Origin of the sequence: Streptomyces atratus, assembly GCF_900119365.1 — a bacterium.
In the GTDB taxonomy this organism is placed as follows: Bacteria; Actinomycetota; Actinomycetes; order Streptomycetales; family Streptomycetaceae; genus Streptomyces; species Streptomyces atratus_B.
In genome coordinates, this window is the sequence record NZ_FPJO01000023.1 from 86792 (window position 1) to 110795 (window position 24004).

Genomic DNA, 24004 nt, shown 5'->3' on the forward strand with positions numbered 1-24004 from the left:
TTATTCGCATGCGTGCCTTCCTAGCATCTTCGATCGGTGTCACCTGCGCGGCCGTTCTCGTACTGCCGTCGGCCGTGCCCGCGGGCGCCGCCCCCGACACCCGCACCGTCCCCGCCGAGTCGGCCGAGCCCGTCGATGTGCCGGGCTCGACGCAGTCCCTGCCGATGCGGACCCTGCCGGCACCCTCCGACCGGGCCACCGACGAACCCACCCGGGCCACGGCCGCCCCCGAACAGGGGCTGCCCGAACGCGAGGTCCGCCCCTTCTCCCTGGTCGGCGTCGTCTGGGACGACGCGAACACCGAACTCCACGGCTCCGTCCAGGTCCGCACCCGTGCCACCGGCACCGGGGAGTGGTCGCAGTGGCAGGACCTGGAGACCCACAACGCCGAGCACGGCGCCGACCCCGGCACCGCCGAGCGCGAATCCGGCGCCGTCCGGGGCTCCACCGCCCCGCTCTGGGTCGGCGACTCGGACGGCGTCGCGGTCCGCGTACGCCCCGAGGCCCCGGACCCGCAGGACCGGACCGCCACCGCCGTACCGCTGCCCGGCGGGCTGCGCCTCGAACTCGTCGACCCCGGCAAGGACCCGCAGCAGGCCCCCGCGACGGACGCCGGGACCGAGGAGGATGTCCAGGCCGCGGCAGGCACCCAGGCCACCGGGGACGGCCGTACCTCATCCCTCGCCCCGAGCGTGCTCCCCGCCCTGGGCAAGGCGGAGTCCGAGGTGCGGTACGAGGCCGAGGCCGGCCTCGTACCCGGCGCCCGGCCGTACATCGGCCCCCGTCCGAGCATCGTCACCCGCAAGGGCTGGGGCGCCGACGAGAAGCTCAGGGAGCGCAAGTTCGTCTACACCAGCAAGGTCAAGGCGGCCTTCATCCACCACAGCGCCACCGGAAACAACTACAAGTGCTCCCAGGCGGCCTCGGTCCTGCGCGGCATCTACCGCTACCACGTCAAGAGCAGCGGCTGGCGCGACATCGGCTACAACTTCGCCGTCGACAAGTGCGGAAACATCTACGAAGGACGGGCCGGAGGCGTGACGAAGGCCGTCCTGGGAGCGCACACGCTCGGCTTCAACACCGACAGCATGGGCATCGCGGTGCTCGGCACCTTCACCAAGTCGAACCCGCCCGCCGCCGCGGTGAACGCCGTAGCGAAGCTCACCGCCTGGAAGCTCGGCCTGTTCGGCGCCGACCCGCGCGGCAAGGCCACGCTCGTCTCCGGCGGCGGGAACAAGTACAAGAAGGGCAAGAAGGTCAAACTCAACGTCATCTCCGGCCACCGGGACGGCTTCGCAACCGAATGCCCCGGAGCGCGTCTCTACAAGAAGCTCGGCTCGGCCCGCTCCAGCTCCGCCAAGCTCCAGGGCCGCTAGACGGTGCGGGGCGGTCCTCCCGGACGCGGCGGTGCGCTTCTCCTCCGACGAGTAGCCGGGCGCGGTACGGCGAACAACCGGGCAGCGGCCGCAGCGCTTACCCTCGACAGGCACCCCGACGACCGAGGACCTCACCGTGGCAGGACGATTCGCCCCCCGCAGCGCTCCCCGCGCGGCCGTCCCGCACCAGGCGGCGGCTCCGGCGCCGGACGCGCTGACCCGTGAGTGGACCCCGCCCGGCCCCTTCGACCTGCGCCTGGTCGTCGGCCCGCTGCGCCGAGGCCCCGCCGACCCCACGTACCGGATGACCGCGGACGGCACGGCCTGGCGGGCCAGCCGCACACCCGCGGGCCCCGGCACCCTCCGCCTCACCCCCCGGGGCGGCCGGATCGAGGCGGCGGCCTGGGGCCCCGGCGCACCGTGGCTGCTGGACCGGCTCCCGACACTGCTCGGCGCGACGGACGACCCGGACGCCTTCCGCCCGCGCCACCGCCTGCTCGCCCTGACCCGGCACCGCCGCCCCGGCCTGCGGCTGCTGCGCACCGGCCTGGTCATGGAGTCGCTGATCCCGTCGATCCTGGAACAGAAGGTCACCACCGACGAGGCCTACCGCGCCTGGCGCCTCCTGGTCCGGGGGCACGGCACTCCGGCGCCCGGCCCCACGGACCACGCCGCGTTCGACGCGCTGGGGCTGCACGTCATGCCGGACGCCCGCACCTGGTCCCTGATCCCGTCCTGGGAATGGCACCGCGCGGGCGTCGACGCCAAACGCTCGGGCACGATCCTGCGCGCGGTACGCGTGGCCCGCCGCCTGGAGGAGGCGGCGGCCATGGAGCTCCCGGAGGCCATGGCCCGGCTGCAACTGATCCCCGGCATCGGCCCCTGGACCTCGGCCGAGACGCTCCAGCGCTCGAACGGCGCTCCGGACGCGGTCACCGTCGGCGACCTCCACCTCCCCGGCATCGTCGGCCACGCCCTGGCGGGCAACCGGGACGCCGACGACGAGGAGATGCTGGCCCTCCTGGCCCCGTACGAGGGCCAGCGCCACCGGGCGACCCGCCTCATCCTGCTCTCGGGCCACACCCCGGCCCGCCGTGCCCCGCGCATGACCCGCGGCGACATCGCCCGCCTGTAGAACCCGTGCCCGGCCTCAGCGCACCTCGATGAACCCTTCCGCGTCCCGCCCCGGCCGTGCCGCGGGCTCGGCCGCCGCGCGCCCCACCGCCACCGCCCCCAGCGGATCCCAGCTCTCCGGCAGCTCCAGCACCTCGCGCACCACGGAGCGGCAGAACATCGTCGACGACACCCACGCCGAGCCCAGCCGCTCACCGGCCAGCGCCACCAGGAAGTTCTGGATGCCGGCCCCCGCGGCGACCACGAACATCTCGCGCTCCGCCGTGTCCCGCCGCTCGTCCCCGTAGGCGTGGGAGCCGTCCATCACCAGACACGGCACCACCAGATACGGCGCCCGGCGCAGCACATCGCCCCGCCGCACCCGCTTGGCGACCGACTCCTCGCTCCTGCCGTCGCGCCGCAGATCCGCGATCCACGCGTCCCGCATCGCGTCGAGCAGCCGGGTCCGCGACTCCTCGGACTCCAGCAGGACGAACCGCCACGGCGTCGTGTGATGCGGCGCGGGCGCCGTCACCGCCGCGGCCACGGCCCGCCGCACCGCACCCGGGTCCACCGGGTCGTCGGTGAACTCGCGCACCGTACGCCGCAGGGTCACCGCCTCCCGCACCGCCTCCGACGTACCGAGCCGGAACATGTCGTCGGCCGCGACCCGCACCATCGCGCGGGCACCACCGGCATCGGCCGGGTCCACCACATGACCGAGCCCCCGCACGACCGCGACGGGCAGCCCGTCCGCCTTGCCCTTGACCAGGTCACCGGCCGAGGCCAGCTCGTCGGCGGTGGCGACCACGGTGGCGCTCAGCGGATTGCCGTACGCGTCCGTGCCGCCGCGCAGATCGTCCAGCACCCGGACCCCGGCCGCCCCGATCGCCACATCGGTCAGCCCGTTGCGCCACGGGCGCCCGAAGGTGTCCGTGACGACGACCCCGACCTCCACGCCGAGGGTGTCCCGCAGCCCGTCGCGGATCGCCCGCGCCGAGGCGTCCGGGTCCTCGGGCAGCAACAGCACCGTCCCGGCGGGGGTGTTCGAGGCGTCGACCCCGGCCGCGGCCATGACCAGACCCTGCCGGTTCTCCACGATCCGCAGCGTGCCGCGCCGCGCCACCACCCGTACCGTCTCGGCGTCGATCGCCGCCTCGCGGTCGGTGGCCTCGACGATCCGGCCCTCCGCCTTGGAGACGATCTTCGAGGTGACCAGCAGGACGTCGCCGTCGACCAGACCCGGCCCGGTCGAGGCGATCAGCTTCGCCAGGTCGTCCCCGGCCCGCACCTCGGGCATCCCGGGCAGCGCCCAGACCCGGTACGAGGGCGCCGCGCCGGCGCTCACGCCCGTACCTCCTCGGCCAGCACCAGCGCCTGCCGGGCCATCTCCGCCGTCGCGTCGACATCGGTCATCATCAGAGGCACGGGACGGCAGCGGATGCCCGCGGCCTCCACCTCGCCGACCGCCCCGGCGTCCACCGTGTCGACGAGCCAGCCGTCGAGCAGCCCGGAGCCGTAGTGCCTGGCCACGGCCGACGCCGTCGACTCGACGCCCACCGCGGCGAGGACCTTGTCCGCCATGCCGCGCACCGGCGCGTCCCCGACGATGGGGGAGAGGCCGACGACCGGCACCCCGGCCTCGGCGATGGCCTCCCGGATCCCGGGCACGGCGAGGATGGTCCCCACCGACACGACGGGGTTGGACGGCGGGAAGAGGATCACATCGGCCTCGGCGATGGCCTCCAGCACTCCCGGGGCCGGCTTCGCCTGCTCGGCGCCGACCGGCACGATCGCCTGCGCCTGGACCGAGGCGCGCAGCTTCACCCAGTACTCCTGGAAGTGGATCGCTCTGCGCTCGCCGTCCATGTCGACCGCGACATGGGTCTCGACCCGGTCGTCGGACATCGGCAGCAGCCGCACCCCGGGCTTCCAGCGCGCGCAGAGCGCTTCGGTGACGGCGCTCAGCGGATAGCCGGCGCCCAGCATCTGCGTGCGGACGATGTGCGTCGCGAAGTCACGGTCGCCGAGCCCGAACCACTCCGGCCCCACGCCGTACGCCGCGAGCTCCTCCTTGACGTGGAAGCTCTCGTCCGTACGTCCCCAGCCCTGCTCCTCGTTGATGCCACCGCCGAGGGTGTACATCACGGTGTCGAGGTCGGGGCAGACCTTCAGCCCGAACAGATGGATGTCGTCACCGGTGTTGCCGATCACCGTGATGTCCGCGTCGGGCGCGGCCTGCTTGAGGCCACGCAGAAAACGAGCACCACCGATACCGCCGGCCAGAACCACAATGCGCATGCAGACAGTCTGTCAGGCGAAGCCTGATCCTTGCCGGGGCGGTGGCGGGCGACGGGTGGGCTGTCAGGCGGGCACGACATCCACGGCTGCCGGGGCGCATTGGGCCGCGTGCATCGGCATCTCGGTCAGACCCGGGTAGTAGATGTGCAGACTGACGGCCGGTTCGAGGGAGTCGTTGACCACTTCGTGCGCGTAGCCGGGCGCGAAGACCCGCTGCGCACCCGGGTCCAGCGCGCGGGTGGCGCGCTCGGTGCGCTCGGTCAGCCGGCCCTCCAGGACGGTCAGCACGCCGGAGGACAGGCCGTGGTCGTGGAGCCCGCTGCCCTGGCCGGGCACCCAGCTGAGCAGCCAGACCTCGTAGCCGAGTCCGGTGCGCAGGCGGTGGTACCAGCGGGTGGTGGTGTCGTAACGGACGAGCGGCGCCCACTGGGCGCGATCGGCGGCGATGGAGCGGGCGAGGCCGACGAACTCGGAGACGGTGGAGGGGTGCTCGCGGGCCGGCTGGAGGAGGTGCTGGACCTCGAGGATGTCGCCGGCGATCTGGAGGTCGCTGTCGCTGTTCATGGGTGAGGTGGTTCCTCGGCATGGGGGGGGCGTGTGCGGGGTGTCGCGGAGACCGGAGAACCTCGGTCGCGGGGAACGTCGGGAAAGACGTCCCGCGGATGCGGAAGTACTGCGGAGAGCCTCTGCGAGAGGAGCTGGATCAGAGCCGGCGCCCTGGGGGCATCAACAGCTGTGACAGCTGGAACAGCAACAGCGAGCCTGGACAGCGGTGCGGAACCCACGGACGTGGGTGGCGTACATCGCGGCAGTCGCTGGCATGCGTTAAAGGAGACCGGCTCGATCCGCCGCTGTCAACCCAATGCCCGATTTGGGGGTAATGTTTCACCTCATCCGGCTACTGGGTCCGGAGGGGGGTTTATGCAGTCGCCGTGACGGAGATGTGGCGCATCAGCCGTGCCCTCAAACGTCATTGGCGCACCGTGACCCGACTGTGATCTTGGTCGCTTCGGTGATCGAATCGAAACATCGGGGTGGCTCCGCCCGTCTCACTCAATGAGAAGCCGGGGCGCGGCGAGACCCGTGGCATATGTCAGGTTTTTGGTGATTTGCACACTTTCCGCGTAGGCTTGGTTCCGCAGAGTGAATACCTGGGCCAATAGCAGATCTTCGCTTGACTGGCCTGGAGCTACACACTTGTAATTTCACTCGTGTCGTTCGGCCGTGATCAGTAACGGCTGCATGACGGGACGCAAGAGACAGACGAGGGGCGCACATGACCGAGCTGTTCCAGCAACTGCTGGTCGAGGACGCGGACGAGGAACTCGGCTGGCAGGAGCGCGCACTGTGCGCCCAGACCGATCCCGAGTCCTTCTTCCCCGAGAAGGGCGGATCCACCCGCGAGGCCAAGAAGGTCTGTCTCGCCTGTGAAGTCCGGTCCGAGTGCCTCGAATATGCCCTTTCCAATGACGAACGCTTCGGAATCTGGGGCGGTCTGTCGGAACGTGAACGGCGCCGCTTGAAGAAGGCCGCCATCTGACCGCGGAACACCGCGACAACCGCCCGCGGAACACCGCGGCGACGAGAACGCCTCACCGCCGGACACCCCGGCCACCGAGCATTCCCACAACCGAAGACCCGGACCGCGACCGACCATGGCCCGCCGCCTGCGCCCTGCCCGCAGACGACGGGCCATCGCCGTACCCGCCGCGACTCCACCACCGCCCGGCCGCGGCCCCGTTCGAGCGCTCGGCGCCACCGCGGTTATCCGTACCGTTAGTGTGGGGCCCCGTCCGAGACGCGCCAACGCCCCGACAGGGCGCGCGTGTACACCGATGCAGCCCCCGGGGTGACGCCCCCCGGACCCGGCCGGAGGGCCCGTACCTCGATGTCCGTGCACAGCCAATCGGCGGCGCCGTACGCGGCCGCCACCGCCCCAGAGTTCCCCCGGCATGTCGTCACCGCCGTGCTCGTCTCCCACGACGGCGCACGCTGGCTGCCCGACGCGCTCGCCGGGCTGCTCGGGCAGGAACGCCCCGTACAGAACGCCGTCGCCGCCGACACCGGCAGCGCCGACGACTCCGCGCAGCTGGTCACCGAGGCGCTCGGTGCCGAACGGGTCCTGCACCTCGCGCGCCGTACGAGCTTCGGCACCGCCGTCGACGAGGCGACCCGCACGGCCGGCATCCTCACCCCCGAGGACCTGCCGTACCTGAAGCGCCCCAGCAGCTGGGACCCCGTCAGCAGGGCCTGGCGAGAAGACGCCTACGACCTGCCCGAACTGCCGCACGGCGAACCGGTGCAGTGGCTCTGGCTGCTCCACGACGACTGCGCACCCGAGCCCGAAGCGCTCGCCGAGCTGCTGCGCGTCGTCGACACCGACCCGCACGCCGCGATCGTCGGCCCCAAGCTCCGCGGCTGGTACGACCGCAAGCAGCTGCTGGAGGTCGGTGTCTCCATCGCCAACAGCGGACGCCGCTGGACCGGGCTCGACCGCCGCGAGCAGGACCAGGGCCAGCACGACCAGGTCCGTACCGTGCTCTCCGTCTCCACCGCCGGCATGCTGATCCGCCGTGATGTCTGGGAGGAGCTCGGCGGGTTCGACCGCAGCCTTCCCCTGATGCGTGACGACGTCGACCTGTGCTGGCGCGCGCACGTCGCGGGACACCGGGTGCTCGTCGCCCCCGACGCCGTCCTCAGGCATGCCGAGGCCTCGGCCCGCGAGCGCCGCCCGATCGACTGCGCGGGCCGCTCGGTCGCCTCCCCGCACCGCGTCGACAAGGCCGGCGCCGTCTACACGATGCTGGTCAACGCCCGCGCCAAGGTGCTGCCCTGGGTGCTGCTCAGGCTCGTCGTCGGCACCCTGCTGCGCACCCTCGCCTATCTCGTCGGCAAGGTGCCCGGCCAGGCCGTCGACGAGGTCACCGGGCTCTTCGGCACCCTGCTGCGCCCCGGACGGATCCTCGCGGCCCGGCGCAGCCGCGGCAAGGGCACCGTCGACCAGACCGAGCTGCGCGGCCTCTTCCCACCGCCCGGTGCCACCGTCCGCGCCACCGTGGACCAGGTCACCGGAAACTTCGGCAGCGGCTCCGACGCCGACCCGGGCGGCTCCCGGCACGGCGCAGTGGAGTCCGGCCCCGGTGGTGACGACGCCGACTTCCTGGAGATCGAGCAGTTCGCACGGCTCAAGCGGATCGGGCGCAAGCCTGGCCCGGTGCTCTTCGCCGTCCTGCTCCTGGTCTCGCTCGTCGCCTGCCGCGGCCTCCTCGGAGGCGGCGCGCTGACCGGCGGCGCACTGCTGCCCGCCCCCGGCGACGTCTCCGACCTGTGGAACAAGTACGCGGACGGCTGGCACACGGTCGGCACCGGCGGCACGCAGACCGCGCCGCCCTACCTCGCCGTGCTCTCCGCCCTGTCCGCACTGTTCCTCGGCTCGACCGGCTTCGCGCTCACCCTGCTGCTGGTCTGCTCCGTACCGCTCGCCGGACTCACCGCGTACTTCGCCTCCCGGCCGCTGCTCGAATCGAGGCTGCTGCGGGCCTGGGCGAGCGTCGCGTACGCCTTCCTGCCCGCCGCGACCGGCGCCCTGGCGACCGGCCGTCTCGGCACCGCCGTACTGGCCGTCCTGCTCCCGCTGATCGCCCGCGCCGCCGTCTCCGCGCACGGCATGCGGGCCGGCGGCGACGCCCGCGGCAGCTGGCGTGCGACCTGGGCGTACACCCTGCTCCTCACCTTCGTGATGGCGTTCACGCCGATCGTCTGGCCGCTCGCCGTGGTCCTCGGCATCGGCGTGCTCGTACTGCGCCGCGGCGACATCACCGCGTACGGGCTCCGCTTCCTCGCCGCGATCGGCACCCCGCTGCTCGTTCTCGCGCCCTGGTCGCTCTCGCTCCTCACCAGTCCGTCCGCCTTCCTGAAGGAGGTGGGCCTGGACATCGGTACGGGCACGGCCTCCGCGCTCGACCTGCTCGGCATCAGCCCCGGCGGCCCCAAGGCCGCGGGCGGCGTGCTGCTGCTCGGCATCGTGCTCGCCGCGCTCGCCGCGCTGCTGCGCGGGGAGCGGCAGTTCGCGGTACGCACCGCGTGGGCGGTCGCGCTCGTGGCTCTGGTCTTCGCCGCGTTGGCCAACGGCTCGGGCTGGGCCGGTCCCGCCACCCTCGTCTACGGCATCGCGCTGATCGCCGCCGCGCTGGTCGGCGCGGACGGTGCCCGGGTGCGCGTCGCCGAGCTCAGCTTCGGCTGGCGGCAGCCGGTCGCCGTGCTGATCGCCCTCGCCGCGGCGCTCGCCCCGGTGCTGGCCGCCGCGGGCTGGATGATCGGTGGTGCGGCGGGTCCGCTGGAGCGGCGCGACCCGGTGCAGGTGCCCGCGTTCGTCGCCGAGGAGAGCGCCACCCGCGACCAGCCGCGCACCCTGGTTCTCGGCGGCACCTCGCCCGCCACCGTCTCGTACACCCTGGTACGCGGCTCCGGCGCGCGGCTCGGTGACGCCGAGCTGGTCGAGGCGGGCGGCAGCAACAGCCACCTCGACAAGGTCGTGGCCAACCTCGTCGCGGGCTCCGGAGCCGACCAGGGCCGACAGCTCAGCGGCTTCGCGATCCGTTACGTACTGGTCCGCGACGGCGCTCCGAAGGCGATGAGCCGGGTCCTGGACGCGACTCCGGGGCTCAGCCGGCTGAGCCAGCTGGACGGCAGCGCGCTGTGGCGGGTCGACCGCCAGGTCGCCCGAGTCATGATCATTCCGTCCGGAGCCGACGAGGAACCGCTGCCCGTCGGCTCGCTGCCCGTCGAGGCGCACACCAAGGTCCCGGCGGGCGGCTCCGGCCGCGTGCTGCGGATCGCAGACGCCGCCGACCCCGGCTGGCAGGCCACGCTCGACGGCCGGGCGCTGACCCCGAAGACCGTCGACGGCTGGGCCCAGGGCTTCGAGCTCCCCGCCGAGGGCGGCACGCTGGACCTCACGTACGACACCCCGTTCACCCACACCGCCTGGATCTGGGTCCAGTCCGCGCTGGCCGTCTTCCTGCTGGTACTCGCCCTGCCCGGCCGCCGCCGGGAGATCGACGACGACCTGCCCGAGGAGGCCGTGACGGTCCCCGCGGAGCCGGTCGTCGGCGAGGGACGCCGGGCCCGCAGGCTGCGCGCGGCCGCCCAGGCGGAAGCGGAGGCCGAGGCCGAGCCGGCCGAGGAGGCGGGGCAGTACATCCCGGCCCAGCAGACGGGGGACTACACCCCCGCCGAACAGACCGCCGAGCCGCAACCGCACGGAAGCGACGACCAGGGCATCTTCGCCCCGCAGACCGGCGACGAGGACGCCTTCGCCCCGCAGGCCGACACCGGCCAGTACGCGGCGGTGCCGCAGCAGCAGTACGGCGAATGGGACGCGCAGCAGTACCAGGACGCCGGCTACCAGCAGTACCAGGGCGAGCAGTACGGGGACGGCCGGTACGCCCCGCAGCAGGACGGCCAGTACGCCCCGCAGCAGAACCACCTGGCCGCCGGCCCGTACCAGCAGAACACCTACGACCCGTACGGCTACGCCGCGCAGCAGCAGTACGACCCGCAGGCCCAGGCCCCGTACGACCCCCAGGCCCCCTACGGCCAGCAGGTCGCACCGCAGGGCCAGTACGACCCGCAGAACCCCGACGAGAACCCCGCCCCGGGCCACAACCCGTGGCCGACCGGTAACGCATCGCGAGGCGAGTCCGAGTGAAGTCCACCAGCCTGTCCCTCATCGCGGGCACCGTCGCCCTCGCCGCCGTCACCGGATTCGCCGCGCTCACCGCGCCCGGCGACGGGGACACCGCACCGGCGAAGACCGCCGCACGGCTGCCGGTGGAACGGTCCAGCCTGCTCTGCCCGGCCCCCGGCCTCTCGGACCTGGCGGAGACGACCTACACCTCCTTCTCCCCGGCGGGCGGCAGCGGTGGCGAGGCCGGCACGGCCGAACTGCTGATGTCCACCGCCACCACGTCCGACGGCGGCAAGAAGGACGAGAAGAAGGACAAGAAGGACAAGAAGAAGGCGGATCCCGGAAAGCCGGTCGTCGCGCTCAAGGAGCCCGGCAAACCGGCCACCGCCGAGGCATCGGGCGCCGACGCCCCCGCGCTGGTCGGCACCGCCACCGGCCGCCTGGCCTCCGGCTGGACCGCCCAGCAGACCACCACGGTCGAGGCGGGCGGCGGCCGCGGCCTGCTCGGCGTCAGCTGCACCGGGCCCGACACGGACTTCTGGTTCCCGGCCGCGAGCACCGCGAAGTCCCGCGAGGACTACGTCCACCTGACCAACCCGGACGACACCGCGGCCGTCGCCGACATCGAGCTGTACGGTCCGGACGGCTCCCTCAAGTCCGATGTCGGCGAGGGCATCACGGTGCCCGCCCGCTCCAGCGTGCCGGTGCTGATCTCCACGCTGACGAGCGAGGTCGCCGAGGATGTGACCGTCCACGTCACCACCCGCACCGGACGCGTCGGCGCGGTCGTCAGGACCGCGGACGAGGAGACCGGCAGCGACTGGCTGGCCGCCTCCACCGGCCCGACGGGCACCCTGGTGCTCCCCGGCATCCCCGCGGACGCCACCTCGGTCCGTCTCGTGGCCTTCGCGACGGGCGACGACGACGCCGATCTGACGGTGAAACTGATCGGCAAGACCGGCGCGATCTCCCCGGTAGGCAACGAGAGTCTCCACGTCAAGTCCCGGATGACCGCGGGCGTCGACCTGAAGGACATCACCAAGGGCGAGGCCGGCTCCCTGCTGCTGACCCCGGCCCAGGGGAAGAAGAACGCCCCCGTGGTCGCCGCACTGCGCGTGGTCCGCGGCACCGGCGACAAGCAGGAGGTCGGCTACATCCCGGCGACCGGCCCGGTGGGCGCGCGGGCGACCGTGGCCGACAACCGGGACAAGGGATCGGTCCTCTCGCTCACCGCGCCGGGGGCCACCGCCACCGTGAAGGTCACCGCGTCGGCGGGCAGCGAGGGCGGCGAACAGACCGTCAAGAAGTACACGGTCAAGGGCGGTACGACGCTGGCGGTCACCCCGCCCGTACCGTCCGGCCTCAAGGGCGGCTACGCCCTGACGGTCGAGACGGAGTCGGGCGGCCCGGTCCACGCCGCGCGCACGCTCACCCTCACGCAGAACGGCATCCAGATGTTCACCGTGCAGACCCTGCCGGACGACCGCGGCACGGTCGAGGTGCCCACCGCCGAGCAGGACCTGTCGGTCCTCGACGACTGAGCAGTCGGTACGGGCGGGACGCGGGAGGTCCGCTACTCCTGCCCGTACCGCGGATCCACCGACTCCGGCGCGAGCCCGAGCAGCTCCGCGACCTGCTCCACCACGACCTCGTGCACCAGCAGCGCGCGCTCGTCGCGGCTCTTGGTGCGGATCTCGACCGGCCGCCGGTAGATCACGATCTGCGCAGGCCGGCCCTTCTCCGCGGAGATCGCGCGCCCCAGCGGCACGGTCTCCTCCTGCGTCCCCGGTACGTCGAGCACCATGAAGTCGACATCGGTCAGCTGCGGCCAGCGCCGCTCCAGCCGTTCCACCGAGTCCTGCACGAGATCGCGGAAATTCTCCGCCCTGCTGACCGAGAGCGGCACCTGGGGCGGGGCGACGGGCCCGCGCATGCCGCGGCCATGGCGGTCACGACGGCGCGGGCGCGGTTCGGACGCGTGCGGTGGTACGGGACTGTCCATCACTGACGCAGCGTAACTCTCCGAGGCGCAAGTGGAACGCTGCTCCCTGACAGGGCATCGCCGTTTCCGCGACAGCGCACCGGCATATCAGGGACAGAGCTCCCCGCCTTTCCAATCCTGAACGATCCGGCCAATCAGGGCCCGTTTCTGGCCCTGCTCCTGACTGTTGATCCCTTGCTGTATGACGGATTTTGTGTCGATTGGTGACCGGAATCGTTGTCGGCAGTGCTGGCACTTCTCCGTTCCCGCGCAGGTCAGAACAACTGTCCGGAAGGCGCTTGTGCGGGAGTTCACGGGGCGACACGGTGGGGTGACCTGAGGGAGAGTCGTCGCAGCCCGCTCAAGAGTGCGGTACCGTCCAACATCGTGAGCCCTGTACGTCGCTGTTCGCGCACTGCGTGCGGCCGCCCTGCCGTCGCGACACTGACGTACGTCTATGCCGACTCGACTGCGGTCCTCGGCCCGCTCGCCACCTATGCCGAGCCCCACTGCTACGACCTCTGCGCCGAGCACAGTGAGCGGCTGACGGCACCACGCGGCTGGGAAGTCGTCCGGCTCTCCGACCCCTCCGCACCCACCCGCCCCAGCGGCGACGACCTCGAAGCGCTCGCCAATGCCGTAAGGGAAGCGGCGCGGCCGCAGGACCGCGGTGCCGACAGGAGGGGCGGCCCGCACGCCGCCGATCCGATGGAGGTCGCCCGCCGCGGCCATCTGCGAGTGCTGCGCTCCCCGGACTCCTGAGCTCGGCCTACGAGCCCTCCGGGTAGTTTGGGCGGTCCGTAGAATTCTCAGGAGGACCGGCCCGTGGCTGCTGATCTGTCGCAGATCGTGAAGGCGTACGACGTGCGCGGAGTGGTGCCCGATCAGTGGGACGAGCCGCTGGCCGAGCGGTTCGGGGCGGCGTTCGTCGAGGTGACGGGCGCGGACGCGATCGTGATCGGCCACGACATGCGGCCCTCGTCGCCCGGCCTCTCGGGAGCCTTCGCACGGGGAGCCGCGGCGCGCGGCGCGGACGTCACCCTCATCGGCCTCTGCTCGACCGACCAGCTGTACTTCGCCTCGGGCAGCCTGGGCCTCCCGGGCGCGATGTTCACCGCCTCGCACAACCCGGCGCAGTACAACGGCATCAAGCTCTGCCGGGCGGGCGCCGCACCCGTGGGCCAGGACACCGGGCTCCTGGAGATCCGCGCCCTGGTCGAGAAGTGGTCCGAAACGGGCGCCCCGCAGCCGGTCGCCGTCCCCGGCACCGTCACCGAGCGCGACACGCTCGCCGACTACGCGGCCCACCTGCTGTCCCTGGTCGACCTGACGTCCGTCCGGCCGCTGAAGGTCGTCGTCGACGCGGGCAACGGCATGGGCGGCCACACCGTTCCCACCGTCTTCGCGGGCCTGCCCGTCGACCTCGTACCGATGTACTTCGAACTCGACGGCACGTTCCCCAACCACGAGGCCAACCCCCTCGACCCGAAGAACCTCGTCGACCTCCAGGCCCGGGTCGTGGCCGAGGGGGCCGACCTCGGCCTCGCCTTCGACGGCGACGCGGACCGCTGCTTCGTCGTCGACGAGCGGGGCGAGGGCATCTCACCGTCGGCGATCACCGCCCTGGTCGCGGCCCGGGAGCTCGCCCGCAACGGCGGCAAGGGCACCGTCATCCACAACCTGATCACGTCCCTCTCGGTCCCCGAGGTCGTCCGCGAGAACGGCGGCACCCCGGTCCGTACCCGCGTGGGCCACTCCTTCATCAAGGCCGAGATGGCCGAGCACGGCGCGATCTTCGGCGGCGAACACTCCGCGCACTACTACTTCCGCGACTTCTGGAACGCCGACACGGGCATGCTCGCCGCGCTCCACGTCCTCGCCGCGCTGGGCGGTCAGCCCGGCCCCCTGTCCGAACTGGTGGCCCGCTACGACCGCTACGCCGGCTCCGGCGAGATCAACTCCACGGTCGCCGACCAGCCGGGCCGCGCGGCAGCGGTACGCGCCGCCTTCGCACCCCGCGACGGCGTCACGGCCGACGACCTGGACGGCCTGACGGTCACGTCCCCGGACTGGTGGTTCAACCTCCGCGCCTCCAACACGGAGCCCCTGCTGCGCCTGAACGTGGAGGCCCGCGACGAACGGACGATGAGGGCGGTACGGGACGAGGTCCTGGCCCTGGTCCGAGCCCCGGACTCCCCGGGCACTCCTGACCCTTCCGGCGACCCCTCCAGCCCCTCCGGCGTTTGAGGAGCGGGGGTCCGGGGGCGGAGCCCCCGGTTACGGGAAGGGGCGGGCAGGGGCCAAGCCCGCCGCAGGCGCACCACCCCCACCCGCACCACCCCCACCTGCACCGCACCCACACACCGCACCGCCCCGCCCCCACCCGCGGGCCCCCGGCCCGCCCCGCACCCCACCGCCCCCAGCGGTAGGCTGACGTCGCCTGATCCGCTGCCCGAAGGGACCCACCCCATGCCGCTCGAAGCCGGCCTCCTGGAGATCCTCGCCTGCCCGGCCTGTCACTCCCCGCTCGACGATCGGTCGGCAGCCGACAGCCCCGAGTTGATCTGCACCGGCCAGGACTGCGGCCTGGCCTACCCGGTACGGGACGGCATCCCCGTCCTCCTCGTCGACGAGGCCCGCCGCCCCGCGTAACGGCACCGGGGCCCGCGACGGCCTCGCCCCGCACCCCGCACGGTGATCAGCATGTGATCGGAGGACCGTCCCCATGCTCGACGAGTCGCTGCTCGACGCCCCGGAGGCCCTGGCCCGGGCCGATCGCCGTGGCCTGCTCCGCGGCGCCGCCGAGGCCGGGGCCCGGGTCCGTACCGCCGCCCTGCACGCCGCCGAGGCGGGGATCGCCGAGCTGAACCCGGAGGGCCGCCCCCGCGCCGTACTGGTCGCGGGCTCCGGCACCGCCGCGTCCGGCGTCGCCGACCTGATCACCGCCCTGGCAGGCGCCTCCGCGCCCGTCACCCGCATCCACCCCACCGGCGTCGCCCCCGCCCCGGGCGCGATGCGCTGGACGCTGCCCGGCTGGGCCGGCTCCGTGGACCTGCTGCTGATCGTCACGGCCGACGGCTCCGAGCCGGGCCTCTCCCTCCTCGCCGAACAGGCGTACCGCCGGGGCTGCAGCGTCGTCGCCGTAGCCCCACGCCAGTCACCGCTGCGCGAGGCGATCGACGGGGCGCACGGCCTCGTCATACCGATGGCCTCCGCCCCGCACGGCGAGTACGACGCCGAGACCTCGGCCGCGGGCCCCGGCACGCTCTGGGCCCTGTTCACCCCGCTGCTCGCGCTGCTGGACCGGGTCGGCCTGCTCACCGCGCCCGCCGAGGCGCTGCAGAGCGTCGCCGACCGCCTGGACCGCACCGCAGAACGCTGCGGCCCGTCCATCGCCACGTACAGCAACCCCGCCAAGACCCTCGCGGCCGAACTCGCCGAGAGCCTGCCCCTCATCTGGACGGAGGGCGACTCCGCCGCCCCGGTCGGCCGCAGATTCGCCGCCGTCCTGGCCGAACTGTCCGGCCGCCCGGCCCTCGCCGCCGAACTGCCCGAGGCGCTTCCGGCCCACGGCACGCTGCTGGCGGGCACCTTCGCCGCCGGTGCCGACCCCGACGACTTCTTCCGCGACCGGGTCGACGAGCCGGAGCCGCTGCACGCCCGCGTCGTACTGATCCGCGACCGCCCCACCGGCGGCCTGAGCGCGGCCCCCGCCGCCCGCGAACTGGCCCTCGGCCACGACACCGCGGTCAGCGAGCTCGAACCCGACGAGGGCACCGAGCTCGAAGCCCTCGCCGAACTGCTCGCGGTCACCGACTTCGCCGCCGTCTACCTGGCCCTCGCCTCCGCATCCGGCGCCTGACCCCACAAACCCCCGGCCGACCGCACCCATCGCACCCCGCACCAAGAGCGCCCCACACCCGAGCACAGAGCACAGCACCCCCGATCCACGCATCTCACAAGGACGAAGACCATGGACCGGCTCTCCAACACCGTGCGCCCTTACGCCTGGGGCTCCATCACCGCCATACCCGAACTGCTCGGCGTCGCCCCCACCGGCGAGCCCCAGGCCGAGATGTGGATGGGTGCCCACCCCGGCGCCCCCTCCCTCCTCACCCGCACAACCGCTGCCGGAGAGGCCGGCCCCGAACAGCCCCTCACCGAGGTCATCGCCGCCGACCCCGAGCGCGAACTGGGCCGGGCCACCGTCGAGAAGTTCGGCCCCCGCCTCCCCTTCCTCCTCAAACTGCTCGCCGCGGGCGCCCCCCTCTCCCTCCAGGTCCACCCCGATCTCGCCCAGGCCAAGAGGGGGTACGAGGACGAGGAGCGCCGGTCCGTCCCGATCGACGCGCCCCACCGCACGTACAAGGACGCCAACCACAAGCCCGAGCTGATCTGCGCGCTCACCCCCTTCGCCGGCCTGTGCGGCTTCCGCCCGCCCACCGAGGCGGCCGAGGCGATGGCGGCACTCGGCGTCGACTCCCTCAAGCCGTACGTGGACCTGCTCGGCGCCCACCCCGAAGAGGCCGCCCTCCGCGAGGTTCTCACCGCGATCCTCGGCGCCGACCCCGCGGAGACGGCCGAAACGGTGCACCTGGCCGCGGCCGCCGCCGAACGCCTCGGCGGCGCCCACGCCCCGTACGCCCGGATCGCCCACCACTTCCCCGGCGACCCCGGTGTCATCGCGGCAATGCTGCTGAACTACGTGGAACTCCAGCCCGGCGAGGCCCTGTTCCTCGGCGCGGGCGTCCCGCACGCGTACCTCGACGGCCTCGGCGTCGAGATCATGGCCAACTCGGACAACGTGCTGCGCTGTGGACTCACGCCCAAGCACATCGACGTACCCGAACTGCTGCGCATCGTCCGCTTCGAGGCAACCGAGCCCGGCATCCTGCGCCCCGAGGCCTCACCGTCCGGCGAGGAGCTGTACGAGACGCCCGTGGACGAATTCCGGCTCTCGCGCTTCGACCTCTCGCCCGGCGCCGCCCCCGTCGACCTGACCAGGGACACCCCGCAGATCCTGCTCTGCACCGGGGGAGCCCCGAGGGCGGGCGAGCTCGACCTCGCACCCGGCACCTCCGTGTTCGTACCCTCAGGCGAAAGGGCCGAAGCGTCCGGTACGGGAACCCTGTTCCGAGCCACAGTGGTGGCCTGACGTACCGTCCGCACCAGCGACTGCAACAATGTCCGGCCGTACCGCGGCGCCAGGGCCGCGGCATCGAAGAAGGGACACCAGGCACCCATGAGTGCGTCAGGCGGAACCAAGGCGATCGTGGCGGCACTCGGCGCCAACCTCGCGATCGCAGTGGCCAAATTCGTGGCGTTCCTGTTCAGTGGCTCGTCGTCGATGCTCGCGGAGAGCGTCCACTCGGTCGCCGACTCGGGTAACCAGGGCCTGCTGCTGCTCGGCGGCAAGAAGGCCCAGCGCGAGGCCACCCCCCAGCACCCCTTCGGCTACGGCCGCGAGCGTTACATCTACGCGTTCCTCGTCTCCATCGTGCTCTTCTCGGTCGGTGGCATGTTCGCGGTGTACGAGGGCTACGAGAAGATCAAGGACCCCCATGAGATCGAGGCCTGGTACTGGCCGGTCGGGGTGCTGGTCTTCGCGATCATCGCCGAGGGCTTCTCCTTCCGTACGGCGATCAAGGAGTCCAACCAGACCCGCGGTTCGCTCTCCTGGAAGGAGTTCGTCCGCCGGGCGAAGGCCCCCGAGCTTCCCGTCGTCCTGCTGGAGGACCTCGGCGCACTGGTCGGCCTGGTGCTCGCTCTCGGGGGCGTCGGCCTGGCCCTCGCGACCGGCAACGGCGTCTGGGACGGCATCGGAACCCTCTGCATCGGCGTCCTGCTGATCATCATCGCGATCGTGCTCGCCGCCGAGACGAAGTCCCTCCTGCTCGGCGAGGCCGCCGGCACCGACCAGGTCGAGAAGATCAAGGCCGCACTCGTCGACGGCGACACGGTCACTCGCGTCATCCACATGCGTACGCTCCACCTCGGCCCGGAGGAACTGCTCGTCGCCGCCAAGATCGCGGTGCAGCACGACGACACGGCCACCGAGGTCGCCAACGCCATCAACGCCGCCGAGAGCCGGATCCGCGCCGCGGTCCCGATCGCCCGGGTCATCTATCTGGAACCGGACATCTTCAACGAGGCCGCCGCCGCAGCCGGCACCAACCCCGGCAAGGCCCCGGGCGGAACCCCCGGCGAGACCCCGGACACCCCGACGGAATCCGGTCACTGACCACCCCCTCCACCCGTCCTTCCTCCCGCTCCCGGTACGTGGTCCCGACCGCTTCCCGATCGCCTACCGGCCGCGTCCAGCCCCGGGCGGACTGGGAGCGGCTGGGCCGATCGGTGTAGATTCGACGGCAGTGTCAGACGTCGCTGCTGATGGCGGTCGATCGGTCCGTACGCGCGGACCGGCCGAGGGAGAGAGGGCCTCCGACGGACTGCGCTGCGAGCGCCCGGGCATTCGTGTGCCCGCCGCCGCAGAGCCATCCGTGCCCCACCTCGACCCCATTACGAGGAGCAGCCCGTTATGACGACGGTCGCCAATCGCCAGGACTTCAAGGTCGCCGACCTCTCCCTCGCGGCGTTCGGCCGCAAGGAGATCACCCTCGCCGAGCACGAGATGCCCGGCCTGATGTCGATCCGCAAGGAGTACGCCGCAGCGCAGCCGCTGGCCGGCGCCCGCATCACCGGCTCGCTGCACATGACCGTGCAGACGGCCGTGCTGATCGAGACCCTGGTCGCCCTCGGCGCCGAGGTCCGCTGGGCCTCCTGCAACATCTTCTCCACCCAGGACCACGCCGCCGCGGCCATCGCCGTCGGCCCGAACGGCACCCCGGAGGCCCCGGCGGGCGTCCCGGTCTTCGCCTGGAAGGGCGAGACGCTGGAGGAGTACTGGTGGTGCACGGAGCAGGCCCTGACCTGGCCGAACACCCCCACCGGCGGCCCGAACATGATCCTCGACGACGGTGGTGACGCCACCCTCCTCGTCCACAAGGGCGTCGAGTTCGAGAAGGCCGGCGCCGCCCCGGACCCGTCGACCGCGGACAGCGAGGAGTACGCCCACATCCTCACCCTGCTGAACCGCACCCTCGGCGAGTCCCCGCAGAAGTGGACCCAGCTGGCGTCCGAGATCCGCGGTGTCACCGAAGAGACCACGACCGGCGTGCACCGGCTGTACGAGATGCACCGCGACGGCACCCTCCTCTTCCCGGCGATCAACGTCAACGACGCCGTCACCAAGTCCAAGTTCGACAACAAGTACGGCTGCCGCCACTCGCTGATCGACGGCATCAACCGCGCCACGGACGTTTTGATCGGCGGCAAGACCGCCGTCGTCTGCGGTTACGGCGACGTGGGCAAGGGCTGCGCGGAGTCCCTGCGCGGCCAGGGCGCCCGGGTGATCGTCACGGAGATCGACCCGATCTGCGCCCTGCAGGCGGCGATGGACGGCTACCAGGTCGCCACCCTCGACGACGTCGTCGGCCAGGCCGACATCTTCGTCACCACGACGGGCAACAAGGACATCATCATGGCCGCCGACATGGCCAAGATGAAGCACCAGGCCATCGTCGGGAACATCGGCCACTTCGACAACGAGATCGACATGGCCGGCCTGGCGCAGATCGAAGGCATCGTCAAGGACGAGGTCAAGCCGCAGGTCCACACCTGGACGTTCCCCGACGGCAAGGTCCTCATCGTGCTGTCCGAGGGCCGCCTGCTGAACCTGGGCAACGCCACCGGCCACCCCTCGTTCGTCATGTCCAACTCGTTCGCGGACCAGACCCTGGCCCAGATCGAGCTGTTCACCAAGCCCGAGGAGTACCCGACCGATGTCTACGTGCTGCCCAAGCACCTGGACGAGAAGGTCGCCCGTCTCCACCTCGACGCGCTCGGCGTGAAGCTCACGACGCTCCGCCCCGAGCAGGCCGCGTACATCGGTGTCGAGGTCGACGGCCCGTACAAGCCCGACCACTACCGCTACTGATCCCGCCCGTCAGCGGCCGGTCGTCACCACCGGTCAGTGACGACCGGCCGCTGACAGACGGAACAGCCTCAGCAGCAGTACGAGCGCAGGCCCCCGCACCCCCGTGCCGGGGGCCTGCCCCGTACCGCGTCGGCTCAGCCCGAGGAACCCCGAAGGACCCCATGCCCCGCGGCCGATATTCGCTCCACGATCTCCACGATCACACCCCCCTCGGCGAAGAACACTTCCAGTGCGCACCCGGACCCTCCGGCTGGCGCTACCTCTCCCGGACCACCACCCCCTCGGGCGACCACCTCGGCTCCGTCGACCTCACCCTCGACGAGCTCGGCCGTCCCATCCGCCTCGAACTCCATGCCGCGAGCTGGCAGGTCCGCGGCGCCGCCCTCGAAGGCGTCACCTGGGTCCGCACCGATCCGACCGGCACTCATGCCACCGAAGGCAATGTGCGCGCCCACGCCTTCACCGGCACATCCCCCGCGTTTCTCATCGCGACCGCACGACTGCTGCGCCTCACCCCCGATTCCCCCGCGACGCGCGTCCGCCTGGTCGCCTTCACCGACCCGGTCCTCGCACCCCGCACCGTCGACCAGTCCTGGGCCCTGGTGAACAGTGAAGCGCACGCCACTGACAGCGGCCCCCTGACCGTGGACGAATACCAGGTCAGCGCACTGGACACCGGCGAGCAGCACACCGTTCACATCGCCGGCGACGTGGTCCTCGCGGCCCCGGGCATCGAGCTCGAAGACCTGGAGTCCCCGCCCTCACCGCTCTAGGCAGGCGGTGCGAACCCCGTGGCGGCAGGCGGCACCCGCCCGCCCTCCGCCCCCGGGGCCGGCACAGGCGTACCCGCCTCGGCAGTCCCCGCGGAAGGCACAGCCCCGACCGGCGCCCAGCCGGCAGCAGCCCCAGTCACCGGAGCCCCGCTCACCGGCCGCCCGGTCTGCCCCTCGGAACCACCGCGAGCAGCCCCGTCCTGGGCGGTGACGAACACCTTCCGGGCATCCCGCGCCTGCCGCTCGTTCACCACCGCCGCCAGATACGCCCCGGCCGGCACCCCCTCCGGCACCGGCACTCCGGTCCGCGCCGCCAGCTCCCCGGCCAGCCGCTCCGCCATCGACCAGCCCACCTGAGCATCGAGCTGATGCATACGGGTCAGGTACTGCCGTACGGCCAGCCACAGGGAGTCCGGCACCGCCGACAGATCCAGCCCCGCGAACCGCCCGACCAGCCAAGGCGGCGGAGGCGGCACGGCAGCCGCCCGCCCCGCGGGCACCCGTTCCCGTACGACGAGCGTCCCCGCGAACACATCCCCGAGACGCCGCCCCCGCTCCGACACCAGCGAGGCGATGCACGCGACGACCCCGAGCGTCATCAGAATCTCGACGACCCCCATGGCCCCCCGCACCAGCGCATGCCGGAACCGGATCGGCCCCCCGTCGTCCCGGACCACCCGCAACCCGCACGCCAGCTTCCCCAGCGAACGCCCGTGGCTGAGCGTCTCCACCGCGATCGGCCCGCCCACCAGCACCAGCAGGAAGGCCGCCACGGACACTGCCGCGAGTGCCGCGTCGTCCAGCGTCGCCGTCGCGATGGCCAGACCGATCGACACCAGGACGAACGCCGCCCCCACCACAGCAAGATCGATGGCCAGCGCCAGCGCCCGACTCGGCAGTTTCGCCGACCGCAGCCCCAGCACGACCGCGTCCCCGGTCACCAGCTCACTCATCGCCGCCCCACCCTTCGCCGACCATCCCTGCCCCTCGGGGCCTCAGTCTGCCAAGCTGACCCGCAGCGCGCCGCCGTAGTACGAACCCGTACGCACCCATGCCTGGAGCAGCAGCCGATCATGGATCTCGATGTCTTCGTGACCGCCCACCGCACCGAGTGGGACCGCCTGGACCATCTCCTGCACCGCGGGCGCCGGCTCACCGGCACGGAAGCAGACGAACTCGTCGAGCTCTACCAGCGCACGGCCACCCATCTCTCGCTCCTCCAGTCCAGCACCCCGGACCCGATGCTCACGGCGCGCCTCACCCAGCTCGTGGCCCGCGCCCGGGCCACGGTCACCGGCACCCGCCGAGCATCCTGGCGCGACGCCACACGCTTTCTCACCGCGGGTTTCCCCGCCGCTGTCTACCGGTCCCGGTACTGGTGGATACCCACAGCGGTTCTCTCCACCGTGCTGGCAGCGGTCATCGGCTGGTGGATCGGCACGCATCCGGAAGTACAGTCCGCCATCGCGGCTCCGGAAGACCTCCGCCGCATGACCAGCCCGGGCGGGGAGTACGAGACCTACTACTCCAGCCACCCGGCCGCTTCGTTCGCCGCCCAGGTATGGACGAACAACGCCCAGGCCGCAGCCATGTGCCTGGTCCTGGGAGCGTTTCTCTGCATCCCGGTGATCTGGATCCTGTTCATCAACGTGCTCAACCTGGCGGTCGGCATCGGCCTGATGTCCTCGGCCGGACGGCTCGACACTTTCCTGGGGCTGATCCTCCCGCACGGCATGCTCGAACTCACCGCCGTCTTCGTCGCCGCAGGTACGGGCCTGCGCCTGGGCTGGACGGTCATCGACCCGGGCCCGCAGAGCCGGCGCTCCGCCCTCGCACAGCAGGGCCGCGCCGCGATCGGCATGGCCATCGGCCTCGCGCTGGTCCTGTTCGTCTCCGGTGTCATCGAAGGGTTCGTCACCCCCTCCGACCTCCCGACATGGGGGCGCATCACCATCGGCATCGCAGCCGAGCTGGCCTTCCTCGCCTACGTCTACATCCTGGGCGGCCGAGCGGCGCGAGCCGGTGACGGCGGCGATGTCGATGCCACCGAACGGAGCGCCGAGCTTCCGGTCGCAGCCTGATGTGCGTACGACCCCGCTGACCTGCTAGTCTCCTCCTCGCCCCAAAAAAGCCATTGACATGGCCGACATGGGGAGGTAGATTTTAACGGTTGCCTCGGACTGGACAAGTCCGGGCCCAGCGGTTACTGTCTGTATCGCTCTCGTCGGAAATTGAATTTCCGCAGAGCCATTGATTCCTTAAATCCGAATCGCGAAGCCGATTTTTCGGCCGAATGTTTCTGGTAAAGTCGAATCAGCCGAAAGGCAAAGACCACTCCAGCGGTCATCAGAATCTAAATTCGAACCGGAAACGGAACGAAAGAGAGTCTGGTAAGGTTGGAACCGCCGGAAAGGGAAACGCGAAAGCGAAGAACTGAAAAGCGGAGCAGGACCCGCTTCGACCGGGAATCGGACACGAAAGAGTCTGATAGAGTCGGAAACGCAAGACCGAAGGGAAAGCCCGGAGGAAAGCCCGAGAGGGTGAGTACAAAGAAAGCGTCCGTTCCTTGAGAACTCAACAGCGTGCCAAAAGTCAACGCCAGATATGTTGATACCCCGGCCTGCTTCGGCAGGTTGGAGGTTCCTTTGAAAGTCCCACGGGGTCACTGACCCGGTGGGCAATTACACAGCGAGGACGCTGTGAACGACCGGTCTTATTCCGTCCGGTCGTTCCGCTCTCGTGTTGTGTTGTCCCGATCACGGGAAAACATTCACG

The 24004-nt window shown here is 71.7% G+C and carries 19 protein-coding genes; 14 read left to right on the forward strand and 5 right to left on the reverse strand.

From position 1 onward, the window contains the following. Positions 1-8: 8 nt before the first annotated feature. Both BT364_RS29850 and BT364_RS29855 read left to right on the forward strand, forming a co-directional pair. Positions 9-1376, forward strand: a complete 1368-nt coding sequence (locus tag BT364_RS29850; protein ID WP_072488353.1) for an N-acetylmuramoyl-L-alanine amidase — start codon at positions 9-11, stop codon at positions 1374-1376. A 136-nt stretch (positions 1377-1512) separates the two neighbouring features. Next, positions 1513-2511, forward strand: a complete 999-nt coding sequence (locus tag BT364_RS29855) for a DNA-3-methyladenine glycosylase family protein (RefSeq protein WP_072488354.1) — start codon at positions 1513-1515, stop codon at positions 2509-2511. Between the two features lie 15 nt (positions 2512-2526). Here the strand turns inward: BT364_RS29855 and BT364_RS29860 are convergent, their stop codons facing one another. The 3 genes from BT364_RS29860 to BT364_RS29870 all read right to left on the reverse strand — a co-directional run bounded on the left by BT364_RS29860 (position 2527) and on the right by BT364_RS29870 (position 5354). After that, positions 2527-3837: a coenzyme F420-0:L-glutamate ligase gene (locus BT364_RS29860; RefSeq protein ID WP_072488355.1), complete on the reverse strand. Its 1311-nt coding sequence runs from the start codon at positions 3835-3837 to the stop codon at positions 2527-2529. Beyond that, positions 3834-4790, reverse strand: coding sequence for a 2-phospho-L-lactate transferase (cofD, locus tag BT364_RS29865; RefSeq protein WP_072488356.1), 957 nt, complete (start codon positions 4788-4790; stop codon positions 3834-3836). Before cofD ends, BT364_RS29860 begins: the two co-directional genes overlap by 4 nt. Positions 4791-4853: 63 nt before the next feature. Continuing rightward, positions 4854-5354, reverse strand: coding sequence for a cysteine dioxygenase (locus BT364_RS29870; protein WP_072488357.1), 501 nt, complete (start codon positions 5352-5354; stop codon positions 4854-4856). A 712-nt stretch (positions 5355-6066) separates the two neighbouring features. Between BT364_RS29870 and BT364_RS29880 the strand changes: the two genes are divergently transcribed. The 3 genes from BT364_RS29880 (at position 6067) to BT364_RS29890 (ending at position 12020) form a co-directional block, all read left to right on the forward strand. Further along, on the forward strand, positions 6067-6330 hold the full coding sequence (locus BT364_RS29880) for a WhiB family transcriptional regulator (protein WP_003968728.1): 264 nt from the start codon (positions 6067-6069) through the stop codon (positions 6328-6330). Positions 6331-6678: 348 nt separating this feature from the next. Further along, the gene (locus BT364_RS29885; RefSeq protein WP_072488358.1) at positions 6679-10500 is read left to right on the forward strand and encodes a glycosyltransferase; all 3822 of its coding nucleotides are present in this window, start codon (positions 6679-6681) and stop codon (positions 10498-10500) included. Then, the gene (locus tag BT364_RS29890; protein WP_072488359.1) at positions 10497-12020 is read left to right on the forward strand and encodes a DUF5719 family protein; all 1524 of its coding nucleotides are present in this window, start codon (positions 10497-10499) and stop codon (positions 12018-12020) included. Before BT364_RS29885 ends, BT364_RS29890 begins: the two co-directional genes overlap by 4 nt. 32 nt (positions 12021-12052) lie before the next feature. Here the strand turns inward: BT364_RS29890 and BT364_RS29895 are convergent, their stop codons facing one another. Continuing rightward, positions 12053-12481, reverse strand: coding sequence for a metallopeptidase family protein (locus tag BT364_RS29895; RefSeq protein WP_072488360.1), 429 nt, complete (start codon positions 12479-12481; stop codon positions 12053-12055). A 366-nt stretch (positions 12482-12847) separates the two neighbouring features. Between BT364_RS29895 and BT364_RS29900 the strand changes: the two genes are divergently transcribed. From BT364_RS29900 to BT364_RS29935, 8 genes are all read left to right on the forward strand, one after another. Beyond that, positions 12848-13222 (forward strand): DUF3499 domain-containing protein, encoded by a 375-nt coding sequence (locus tag BT364_RS29900; protein ID WP_218172462.1) that lies wholly within the window; start codon positions 12848-12850, stop codon positions 13220-13222. A 63-nt stretch (positions 13223-13285) separates the two neighbouring features. Next, positions 13286-14707, forward strand: coding sequence for a phosphomannomutase/phosphoglucomutase (locus BT364_RS29905; RefSeq protein ID WP_072488361.1), 1422 nt, complete (start codon positions 13286-13288; stop codon positions 14705-14707). Positions 14708-14929: 222 nt separating this feature from the next. Next, positions 14930-15112, forward strand: coding sequence for a Trm112 family protein (locus tag BT364_RS29910; RefSeq protein ID WP_072488362.1), 183 nt, complete (start codon positions 14930-14932; stop codon positions 15110-15112). A 73-nt stretch (positions 15113-15185) separates the two neighbouring features. Further along, entirely contained in the window at positions 15186-16322 is a 1137-nt protein-coding gene (locus tag BT364_RS29915) for an SIS domain-containing protein (protein WP_072488363.1), read from the forward strand. A gap of 111 nt (positions 16323-16433) precedes the next feature. Further along, the gene (gene manA, locus BT364_RS29920) at positions 16434-17615 is read left to right on the forward strand and encodes a mannose-6-phosphate isomerase, class I (RefSeq protein ID WP_072488364.1); all 1182 of its coding nucleotides are present in this window, start codon (positions 16434-16436) and stop codon (positions 17613-17615) included. A gap of 87 nt (positions 17616-17702) precedes the next feature. Beyond that, positions 17703-18701: a cation diffusion facilitator family transporter gene (locus tag BT364_RS29925; protein WP_072488365.1), complete on the forward strand. Its 999-nt coding sequence runs from the start codon at positions 17703-17705 to the stop codon at positions 18699-18701. 297 nt (positions 18702-18998) lie between these two features. After that, positions 18999-20456 (forward strand): adenosylhomocysteinase, encoded by a 1458-nt coding sequence (ahcY, locus tag BT364_RS29930; protein ID WP_072488366.1) that lies wholly within the window; start codon positions 18999-19001, stop codon positions 20454-20456. A gap of 161 nt (positions 20457-20617) precedes the next feature. After that, positions 20618-21229 carry a hypothetical protein gene (locus BT364_RS29935; RefSeq protein WP_072488367.1) on the forward strand — a complete coding sequence of 204 codons (612 nt, stop codon included), beginning with the start codon at positions 20618-20620 and terminating at the stop codon, positions 21227-21229. On the opposite strand, the gene BT364_RS29940 is transcribed toward BT364_RS29935, so the two are convergent. Then, positions 21226-22182, reverse strand: a complete 957-nt coding sequence (locus tag BT364_RS29940; RefSeq protein ID WP_072488368.1) for an RDD family protein — start codon at positions 22180-22182, stop codon at positions 21226-21228. The two genes, BT364_RS29935 and BT364_RS29940, sit on opposite strands and share 4 nt — an antisense overlap. 120 nt (positions 22183-22302) lie before the next feature. On the opposite strand from BT364_RS29940, the gene BT364_RS29945 reads away from it, so the two are divergent. After that, positions 22303-23310 carry a stage II sporulation protein M gene (locus BT364_RS29945; RefSeq protein ID WP_072488369.1) on the forward strand — a complete coding sequence of 336 codons (1008 nt, stop codon included), beginning with the start codon at positions 22303-22305 and terminating at the stop codon, positions 23308-23310. Positions 23311-24004: the final 694 nt, after the last annotated feature.